The sequence below is a fragment of the Loktanella sp. DJP18 genome (assembly GCF_049310965.1).
In the GTDB taxonomy this organism is placed as follows: Bacteria; Pseudomonadota; Alphaproteobacteria; order Rhodobacterales; family Rhodobacteraceae; genus Loktanella.
Genome location: NZ_JBMERN010000135.1, coordinates 1 through 9,354, shown reverse-complemented (window position 1 = coordinate 9,354; position 9,354 = coordinate 1). Strand labels below are relative to the sequence as shown.

The following is a 9,354-nucleotide window of genomic DNA, read 5'->3' as shown; positions in this document are numbered from 1 at the left end:
AGTATAAAACAAAGACAAACTCAAAATCGAACGTAAACGAACATTCGTTATTGACTGGGGGAACGTTTGAGTACTTACTGGGGGGAAGGCACGGGTGTGGAGGTTCGTGACTTAGATATGGCCAGGGAGGCATCATTGGATAATAGCGATATTGTCGACCTTTTGGTCATTGGCGGCGGCATTAACGGCTGCGGCATTGCGCGCGATGCTGTTGGGCGGGACCTGACCGTGACTCTCGCCGAGATGAATGATTTGGCCTCGGCCACGTCTTCTGCCTCGACCAAGCTGTTCCACGGCGGTTTGCGCTATCTGGAATATTTCGAATTCCGCCTTATCCGCGAGGCGCTGATCGAGCGTGAAACGCTGCTGCGGGCTATGCCGCATATCAGCTGGCCGATGCGCTTTGTTTTGCCCTATCACGCCGATATGCGGTTTGAAGGCGACACGCCGACGTCCAAGCTGCTGTCCTTTGTAATGCCGTGGATGAAGGGGTGCCGCCCCGCTTGGCTGATCCGTCTTGGCCTTTTCATGTACGACACCTTGGGCGGCCGCCAGATTTTGCCGTCGACCAGCACGGTCGACCTGACCACCGGGCCAGAGGGCGCGCCGCTGAATGACAAGTTCACCAAGGCCTATGAATACAGCGATTGCTGGATCGAGGATTCGCGCCTTGTCGCCTTGAACGCCCGCGACGCCGCGCTGCGCGGGGCCACGGTTCTGACCCGCACAAAGGTCGTGTCTGCCGATGCGGCGGACGGCATCTGGACCGTGACGCTGCAGGATACTGATACAGGTGCCACCCGCACCATTCGCGCCCGCATGGTCGTGAACGCTGGCGGCCCTTGGGTTGGCGACATTCTGCGCCAGCAAATCCGGTCCAACAGCCAAGACAGCGTGCGTCTTGTGCGCGGCAGTCATATCGTGACACGCCGCCTGTTTGACCATGACAAATGCTACTTCTTTCAAGGCACTGACGGGCGCATCATGTTTGCGATCCCGTATGAAACCGACTTTACCCTGATCGGCACCACGGATCAGGAACACCCCGACGCGTCGGTCAAACCGGTCTGCACCCCAGAAGAGCAGCAGTACATGATCGACTTTGTGAACGGATATTTGAAAGAACAGATCACCACCGACGACATCGTCTGGACCTATTCCGGCGTGCGGCCGCTGTATGACGACGGAGCAAGCTCTGCCACGGCGGCCACGCGGGATTATACGTTGAAACTAGACGACAGTGCCGGGCCCCCAGCCCTGAACATCTTTGGCGGCAAAATCACAACCTATCGTCGTCTGGCCGAAAGCGCGCTGGACAAAATCGGCCAGCGCCTAGAGGTCAAGCGCGGCCCTTGGACCGCTGGCGTGGCGATGCCCGGCGGTGATTTCCCTGTTGGCAATGTGGTTAAGCTGATCGCTGATCTGATGGCGAAGTATCCTTTTTTGGATGAACGCTGGGCGCGGCGTCTGATCCGCGCCTACGGCACCGATGCGGCGTTGATCCTGGGCGAGGCCAAGGCTGCCGCCGATCTGGGGCAGGATTTTGGCGCCACCCTGACGTCGGCAGAGGTCGACTGGCTGATGACCCAAGAATTCGCCTGCACAGCCGAGGACATCCTGTGGCGCCGTAGCAAGCTTGGCCTGCGCCAGACCGACGCTGCTGCATTGGACATCTACATGACCGCAGCGCGCGCAAAGAGAAAGGACATCGCATGACTCTCGAGTTTAAAGACGTCAGCTATGTCGTGGGGGCGCAGACCTTTATCCATTCCACGACGCTGACCTTGCAAAAGGGCACGATGAACGTGCTTTTGGGGCCAACATCGTCGGGTAAAACAACGCTGATGCGCCTGCTGGCGGGTCTTGATGCGCCGACCAAGGGCCGCATTTTCTGGAATGGCGACGATGTCACCGGCCAGCGCGTGCAGGACCGCAAGATCGCGATGGTTTACCAACAGTTCATCAACTACCCGGCGATGACGGTCTACGACAACATTGCGTCCCCGATGAAGTTGATGGGTCTGGATAAGGCCGAAATCGACCGCCGCGTGCGCGAAACGGCTGAACTGATGCAGCTGACGCCAATGTTGCAGCGCAAGCCGCTGGAATTGTCGGGCGGCCAGCAGCAGCGTTGCGCGCTGGCGCGGGCGCTGGTCAAGAACGCTGGCCTTGTTTTGCTGGACGAGCCTTTGGCAAACCTTGACTACAAACTGCGCGAAGAACTGCGCGCCGAAATTCCGCGTATCTTTGCGGAATCTGGCTCAATCTTTGTCTACGCCACAACAGAGCCGGAAGAGGCCCTGCTGCTGGGCGGCAACTGTGCCACCTTGTGGGAAGGCCGCGTCACGCAATTCGGCCCGACGGCAGAGGTATACCGCAAGCCCGGCGATGCGACGACAGCGCGCGTATTCTCTGACCCGCCGATGAACTTTCTGAAGGTCGAAAAGCGCGGCAATCTGATGCACTTTGGCGCGGGCGAAACAATGCCCACCACCGCAGACGTGGTTGATGGGCACTATACCGTCGGCTTCCGCCCGAACCACCTGACGCTAGAAGCCAGTGCTGGTGCGATGGGTTTTGATACGACGCTTAGCGTGGTCGAGATTACGGGATCAGAGACCTTTGTTCACCTGACCCACGGCGACGCCCGCTGGGTTGGCCTGATCCACGGCGTGCGCGACCTGAAACCGGGTCAGGCGTTGCAGGTCTATCTGGACCCCTCGCGGATTTATCTGTTTGCGCAGGACGGCACCCTTGCCGCGACTGCCCCCTATGCGGAGGCCGCGTAGCATGGCCAAGATCACACTAGATAATCTGGCGCATTCCTACCTGCCAAATCCACAGAAGGAATCCGATTTCGCACTGAAGGAATTGAACCACGACTGGGTGGATGGCGAAGCCTACGCGCTGCTCGGCTCCTCCGGCTGCGGCAAGTCGACCTTGCTGAACATCATTTCCGGCCTGCTGATTCCGTCACAGGGCCGCGTTCTGTTTGACGGCAAAGACGTCACCACCGCCCCTACCGCCGATCGCAATATCGCGCAGGTGTTCCAGTTTCCCGTCGTCTACGACACGATGTCCGTGCGCGAAAACCTGGCCTTTCCGCTGAAGAACCGCAAAATGGACACGGCAGAGATTAAGCGCCGCGTGCAAAAGGTCGCGGCCATGATCGACATGGAAGCGCAGCTGGACCACAAGGCGCGCGGGCTGACCGCGGATGCCAAGCAAAAGATTTCCCTTGGCCGCGGCATGGTTCGCGAGGACGTAAACGCGCTGCTGTTTGACGAGCCGCTGACGGTCATCGACCCCCATATGAAGTGGGAACTGCGCACTCAGCTGAAAAAGCTGCATCACGATTTCGGTCACACGATGATCTATGTGACCCACGACCAGACAGAGGCGCTGACCTTTGCCGACAAAGTCGTCGTGATGTATGATGGCCGCGTTGTGCAGATCGGCACGCCGCAGGAATTGTTCGAGCGTCCAGCGCATACCTTCGTCGGCTATTTCATCGGATCGCCCGGCATGAATCTGTTCGACGCGCAGATTGACGGCAACGTCGCCCGCGTCGGCGATGCCACCGTGCAGCTGGACGGGTCCTATGCCGCGACGGGCAAAACGCAGCTTGGCGTGCGCCCTGAATTCATCCGCCTGTCATCGGGCAGCGACGGCATCCCCGCCACCATCCGCCGGATCGAAGACGTGGGTCGCCATAAGATCGTGCGCCTTGACGTTGGCGGCAAGGAAATCAGCGCTGTCGCCGCTGAGGGCGAAAATATCGCCGCTGACACCAACCGCATCACCTTTGCGCCCGGCGGGATCAACGTCTACGCCGACGACTGGCGTATTATCCCGCAGGGGGCCGCCGCATGAACAAGACCGTCAATCAAAAGGCGTGGTTTCTAGTCCTGCCGGTCCTGATCCTTGTTGCCTTTTCCGCCGTCATCCCGCTGATGACCGTGGTGAACTATTCCGTGCAGGATACCTTCGGCAACAACCAGTTCTTCTGGGCGGGCCTGTCTTGGTTCGACGACATGCTGCATTCGGACCGCATGTGGAACGCGCTGGGCCGTCAGTTGATGTTTTCCGCCATCATTCTGGCGATCGAGGTGCCGCTGGGCATCTACGTCGCCCTGAACATGCCCAAAATGGGGTTCTGGTCGTCCTTCTGCCTTGTCGTCATGTCCCTGCCGCTACTGATTCCGTGGAATGTGGTCGGCACGATCTGGCAGATCTTCGGGCGCGTCGATATCGGCCTGCTGGGCCACACGCTGGCGGCACTTGGGATCGACTACAACTACACCCAGAACACCTTTGACGCCTGGGTCACGGTCATCGTCATGGACGTCTGGCACTGGACATCGCTGGTCGCCCTGCTGGCCTATGCCGGTCTGCGGTCGATCCCCGATGCCTATTATCAGGCAGCCAAAATCGATCAGGCCAGCCGCTGGGCCGTGTTCCGGTATATCGAGCTGCCCAAGATGGCGGGCGTCCTGATGATCGCGATCCTGCTGCGGTTCATGGACAGCTTCATGATCTACACCGAACCTTTCGTCGTCACCGGGGGCGGGCCGGGCAATACGACGACCTTCCTGTCCATCGACCTGGTCAAGATGGCGCTGGGACAATTCGACCTTGGCCCAGCCGCCGCGTTCAGCCTGATGTATTTCCTCGTCATCATGGCGATTTCGTGGGTATTCTACACCGTGATGACCACGCTCGACAAAAGGGATGGCAAGTAAATGACCGATACCGCAATGCCAGACGTCGTCACCCCCACCGGCGAGATGACTATCGAAAAACCCCGCACCACGTCGCGCCGGTTCCGGCCTACGGGCGGGGCGGTGGTGATGGGGATTTACCTGCTGTTCCTGATGCTGCCGATCTACTGGCTGCTGAACATGAGCCTGAAAACCAACTCCGAGATCCTCGGGGCTTTCTCACTGTTTCCGCGCAACCTGACCTTCGCGAACTACGAGACGATCCTGACCGACCCAAGCTGGTATATGGGCTACGTGAACACGCTGATCTACGTCGTGATGAACACCACGCTCAGCCTCGCCGTGGCCTTGCCCGCCGCCTATGCCTTCAGCCGCTACAGCTTTATGGGTGACAAGCACCTGTTCTTCTGGCTGCTGACCAACCGGATGGCCCCGCCCGCCGTTTTTGCGCTGCCGTTCTTTCAGCTCTATTCCAGTGTCGGCCTCTTCGACACCCATATCGCCGTCGCCTTGGCGCATACCCTGTTCAACGTGCCCCTCGCGGTCTGGATCCTCGAAGGTTTTATGCGTGGCGTTCCTAAAGAAATCGACGAGACCGCCTATATCGACGGCTATTCTTTCCCGGCGTTCTTTGTGAAAATCTTCACACCCCTGATCGCCTCTGGCATCGGCGTCGCGGCCTTCTTCTGCTTCATGTTCTCATGGGTCGAACTGCTGCTGTCGCGCACGCTGACCTCGGTCGATGCAAAGCCGATTGCCGCCACCATGACCCGCACCGTCGGTGCCGCCGGTGTCGACTGGGGTGTCTTGGCCGCCGCCGGAGTCCTGACCATTGTGCCGGGGGCCTTGGTGATTTATTTCGTGCGCAACTACATCGCCAAGGGCTTTGCCCTGGGGCGGGTGTGATGCGCCAAATGGAAGGAGCTTCAAATGCTTGACTGGATGGCATGGACCTGGCCCACCGCCGCGTTCTTCGGAGTCATCGCGGCCCTGCTGACCACCTTCACGGTTTTGGCGATCAAATTCCCAGAAGTGCCTCGCACCGGCGTCCTGCGGATCGAAACCACGCGCGGCGACCGGCTGTTCATCACGCTGCTGGGGTCCGCCTTCATCAATCTCGCGTGGCTGGGGCTGGCGCTTGGCCCGCAGCCCTACGCGCTATTCGTCTGTCTGGTCTATGCCTTTGCGGTGTTCCGCTGGGTCTAGCCCACGTCAAATCCCGGCGCAGACCACCGCGCCGGATCGCCCACGTTCAATCTTAAAGGGAGGAAACCTGTAATGAACGTCCTGTTGAAATCATCCACCGCGCTGGGGCTGGCACTTGCCATGACCCAACCCGCCTGGGCCGACATGGCTGCCGCCACGTCGTTCTTGGACGCGGAAATCGGCGATGTGTCCACCCTGTCCCGCGCGGATCAGGAAGCCGAAATGCAGTGGTTCATCGACGCGGCCCAGCCGTTTGTCGGCATGGACATCAACGTCGTGTCGGAAACCATCACGACGCATGAATACGAATCCCAGGTGCTGGCACCTGCCTTCACCGCGATCACCGGAATCAACGTCACCCACGACCTAATCGGCGAAGGCGACGTCGTCGAAAAGCTGCAAACGCAGATGCAGTCCGGCGAGAACATCTATGACGCCTATGTCAACGATTCCGACCTGATCGGCACGCACTGGCGCTATCAGCAGGTCCGCAACCTGACCGACTGGATGGCCGGCGAAGGTGCCGACGTGACCTCGCCCACCCTGAACCTGGACGATTTCATCGGTCTGGACTTCACCACGGCACCTGACGGCAAGCTTTACCAGCTGCCCGACCAGCAGTTCGCGAACCTTTACTGGTTCCGGTACGACTGGTTCAACGACGAACAGAACAAGGCCGACTTCAAGGAAAAGTACGGCTACGATCTGGGCGTTCCGGTCAACTGGTCCGCCTATGAAGACATCGCCGAATTCTTCACCGGCCGCGATCTGTCGCGCATGGGTGTCGAAGATGCGGTCTATGGCAGCATGGACTACGGCAAAAAAGACCCCAGCCTTGGCTGGCGCTATACCGACGCGTGGATGTCCATGGCTGGTATGGGCGACAAGGGCGAGCCCAACGGCCTGCCTGTCGATGAATGGGGTATCCGCGTCAACGAAAACTCCCAGCCCGTAGGTGCCTGCGTGACTCGTGGCGGTGCCACGAATTCGCCCGCGTCGGTTTATGCGGTCGACAAGGCGATCAAGTGGCTCAAGGACTACTCGCCACCCTCCGCCGCCGGCATGACGTTCTCCGAGGCGGGACCCGTCCCGGCACAGGGCAACATCGCGCAGCAGATGTTCATGTACACCACCTTCGTCGCACCGCTGGTCGCGTCGGATGCGGTAATGAACGAGGACGGCACGCCGAAATGGCGCCTCGCCCCCAGCCCGCACGGCGCCTATTGGGAAGAGGGCATGAAGGTCGGCTATCAAGACGTGGGCAGCTGGACGCTGATGCAATCGACCCCGGTGGATCGCGCAAAGGCCGCATGGCTTTATGCGCAATTCGTCACGTCGATGACTGTCGACGTGAAGAAATCCGATGTGGGCCTGACCTTTATCCGCGAGTCGACGATCAACTCAGACCACTTCTCGGAGCGCGCTGACAAGCTGGGCGGTCTGGTGGAATTCTATCGCTCGCCCGATCGCGTGCGTTGGTCCCCCACCGGCACCAACGTGCCTGACTATCCGAAGTTGGCACAGCTGTGGTGGCAGAACATCGGCGACGCCATGTCTGGTGCAAAGACATCCCAAGAAGCGCTGGACCAACTGTGTGCTGACATGGAAAGCGTGATGGAACGTCTGGAACGTGCCGGCATCCAGGGCGATCTTGGCCCCGTGCTGAACGAGCCGCAGGACGCATCCTATTGGCTGGACGAACAGCCGGGCGCCCCCAAGCCCAAGCTGGAAAATGAAGACGAAGAGCCGATGACCATCGGTTACGACGAACTCGTCGCGTCCTGGAACAACTAAACCGATAACACCGGCCGGGGCACATCGCATGCGCCCCGGCTTTTTTGCGACTGCGGGTAGGGGGATCACATGACTTATATTCTGGCTATCGACCAAGGTACTACGTCCAGTCGGTCGATCCTGTTCGATGAAAAGCTGAAGATAACCGCCACCGCGCAACAAGAATTTCCGCAGCATTTTCCCCAGTCCGGCTGGGTAGAGCATGATGTATCCGACCTTTGGTCCACTACGGCGAGCACCTGCCGCGCGGTCATCGAGAAAGCGGGAATCAATGCCGAAAGCATAGCGGCCATCGGCATTACCAATCAGCGTGAAACCACGGTCATCTGGAACCGGAAAACTGGAGAGCCGATCCACAACGCGATTGTCTGGCAGGACCGGCGGACTGCTGCGATCTGCGATGACCTGCGCGCTGCCGGACACGAAAAGATGTTCACTGACCGGACTGGGTTGCTGATCGATCCATATTTTTCAGGCACCAAGGTCAAATGGATGCTGGATCACATCGACGGCGCCCGGGCCGCCGCGCAGGCGGGCGAATTGCTGTTCGGCACCGTGGACAGCTATTTGATTTGGAGACTGACTGGCGGCAAGGTCCACGCCACCGATGCCACTAACGCTGCACGAACCTTGCTGTACGATATTCGCAGAGGCCGTTGGAGTTCGACAATCTGCGACCTGCTGAATATCCCCCTTCAAATGCTACCTGAGGTCAAAGATTGCGCCGCAGATTTTGGGTCTACGCAGGCGGAAATCTTTGGTGCGTCGATTCCGATTTGTGGTGTCGCGGGGGATCAGCAAGCCGCCACAGTGGGACAAGCCTGTTTTGAACCCGGAATGATGAAGTCGACATACGGAACTGGGTGTTTCGCGCTTTTGAATACGGGTGACACGCCTGTCGTATCCGAGAACCGTCTGCTGACGACGATCGCCTACCAGCTGGACGGAAAGCCGACCTACGCGCTGGAAGGGTCAATCTTTGTGGCGGGCGCGGTCGTGCAATGGTTGCGCGATGGTCTGAATATCATAGGGGACGCTGCCGAAACCCAAGTGTTGGCCAAACTGGCGGACCCACATCAGAATGTTGTTCTGGTCCCTGCATTTGTCGGGTTAGGCGCACCTTATTGGAACGCTGAATGTCGCGGTGCCGCCTTTGGTTTGACACGTGCCACTGGCCCTGCCGAACTGGCGAAAGCTGCCTTGGAAAGCGTAGGATATCAGACACGTGACTTGCTGGATGCGATGTCCGCAGACTGGAAAGCTACGGGTTTGCAGCCGACCCTGCGCGTTGATGGCGGAATGTCGGCCTGCGATTGGGCGATGCAATTTTTGTCCGACATAATCGGTAGCCCAGTGGACCGCCCCAAAATTCGAGAAACGACCGCCCTTGGTGTGGCATGGCTCGCGGGGATGCAAGTCGGCCTCTATCCTGACCAAGAAACGTTCGCTGCAGGATGGGCTTGCGAGACAAAATTTGTACCGAACATGGACGAGGCCAAGCGCCAGAGCAAATATGAGTCGTGGGGAAAAGCCGTCCGAGCCACGTTGCGTTTTTAAGGAAGCTACGATGACTAGAGCGGGTTGCGTTCAATCAGTTTCATAGCCAGCGGCCTTGAAGAAATTGTAGCACTCC

The 9,354-nt window shown here is 59.2% G+C and carries 8 protein-coding genes; all 8 read left to right on the top strand.

The window, feature by feature from the left end; genetic code table 11:
- Positions 1 to 117 precede the first annotated feature (117 nt).
- The 8 genes from glpD to glpK all read left to right on the top strand — a co-directional run bounded on the left by glpD (position 118) and on the right by glpK (position 9,278).
- Positions 118 to 1,716, top strand: a complete 1,599-nt coding sequence (glpD, locus tag ACOI1H_RS21540) for a glycerol-3-phosphate dehydrogenase (protein WP_422440060.1) — start codon at positions 118 to 120, stop codon at positions 1,714 to 1,716.
- The gene (locus ACOI1H_RS21535; RefSeq protein ID WP_422440058.1) at positions 1,713 to 2,789 is read left to right on the top strand and encodes an ABC transporter ATP-binding protein; all 1,077 of its coding nucleotides are present in this window, start codon (positions 1,713 to 1,715) and stop codon (positions 2,787 to 2,789) included. Before glpD ends, ACOI1H_RS21535 begins: the two co-directional genes overlap by 4 nt.
- Before the next feature lies 1 nt (position 2,790).
- A complete protein-coding gene (locus ACOI1H_RS21530; RefSeq protein WP_422440057.1) occupies positions 2,791 to 3,873 on the top strand; it encodes an ABC transporter ATP-binding protein in 1,083 nt (360 codons plus the stop codon).
- Positions 3,870 to 4,742, top strand: coding sequence for a carbohydrate ABC transporter permease (locus ACOI1H_RS21525; RefSeq protein ID WP_422440056.1), 873 nt, complete (start codon positions 3,870 to 3,872; stop codon positions 4,740 to 4,742). Before ACOI1H_RS21530 ends, ACOI1H_RS21525 begins: the two co-directional genes overlap by 4 nt.
- 45 nt (positions 4,743 to 4,787) lie before the next feature.
- Positions 4,788 to 5,627 (top strand): carbohydrate ABC transporter permease, encoded by an 840-nt coding sequence (locus tag ACOI1H_RS21520; protein WP_422440061.1) that lies wholly within the window; start codon positions 4,788 to 4,790, stop codon positions 5,625 to 5,627.
- A gap of 24 nt (positions 5,628 to 5,651) precedes the next feature.
- Positions 5,652 to 5,927 carry a DUF2160 domain-containing protein gene (locus ACOI1H_RS21515; RefSeq protein ID WP_422440054.1) on the top strand — a complete coding sequence of 92 codons (276 nt, stop codon included), beginning with the start codon at positions 5,652 to 5,654 and terminating at the stop codon, positions 5,925 to 5,927.
- Positions 5,928 to 5,999: 72 nt separating this feature from the next.
- The gene (locus ACOI1H_RS21510) at positions 6,000 to 7,721 is read left to right on the top strand and encodes an ABC transporter substrate-binding protein (RefSeq protein WP_422440053.1); all 1,722 of its coding nucleotides are present in this window, start codon (positions 6,000 to 6,002) and stop codon (positions 7,719 to 7,721) included.
- 69 nt (positions 7,722 to 7,790) lie between these two features.
- Positions 7,791 to 9,278, top strand: a complete 1,488-nt coding sequence (glpK, locus tag ACOI1H_RS21505) for a glycerol kinase GlpK (protein WP_422440052.1) — start codon at positions 7,791 to 7,793, stop codon at positions 9,276 to 9,278.
- The last annotated feature ends 76 nt before the right edge of the window (positions 9,279 to 9,354 follow it).

Bases quoted from the DNA above. Each gene is read 5' to 3' on its own strand.
- glpD (WP_422440060.1), top strand. From the start codon at position 118: ATGGCCAGGGAGGCATCATTGGATAATAGCGATATTGTCGACCTTTTG.
- ACOI1H_RS21515 (WP_422440054.1), top strand. From the start codon at position 5,652: ATGCTTGACTGGATGGCATGGACCTGGCCCACCGCCGCGTTCTTCGGA.
- ACOI1H_RS21510 (WP_422440053.1), top strand. From the start codon at position 6,000: ATGAACGTCCTGTTGAAATCATCCACCGCGCTGGGGCTGGCACTTGCC.
- ACOI1H_RS21535 (WP_422440058.1), top strand. From the start codon at position 1,713: ATGACTCTCGAGTTTAAAGACGTCAGCTATGTCGTGGGGGCGCAGACC.
- ACOI1H_RS21525 (WP_422440056.1), top strand. From the start codon at position 3,870: ATGAACAAGACCGTCAATCAAAAGGCGTGGTTTCTAGTCCTGCCGGTC.
- ACOI1H_RS21520 (WP_422440061.1), top strand. From the start codon at position 4,788: ATGACTATCGAAAAACCCCGCACCACGTCGCGCCGGTTCCGGCCTACG.
- ACOI1H_RS21530 (WP_422440057.1), top strand. From the start codon at position 2,791: ATGGCCAAGATCACACTAGATAATCTGGCGCATTCCTACCTGCCAAAT.
- glpK (WP_422440052.1), top strand. From the start codon at position 7,791: ATGACTTATATTCTGGCTATCGACCAAGGTACTACGTCCAGTCGGTCG.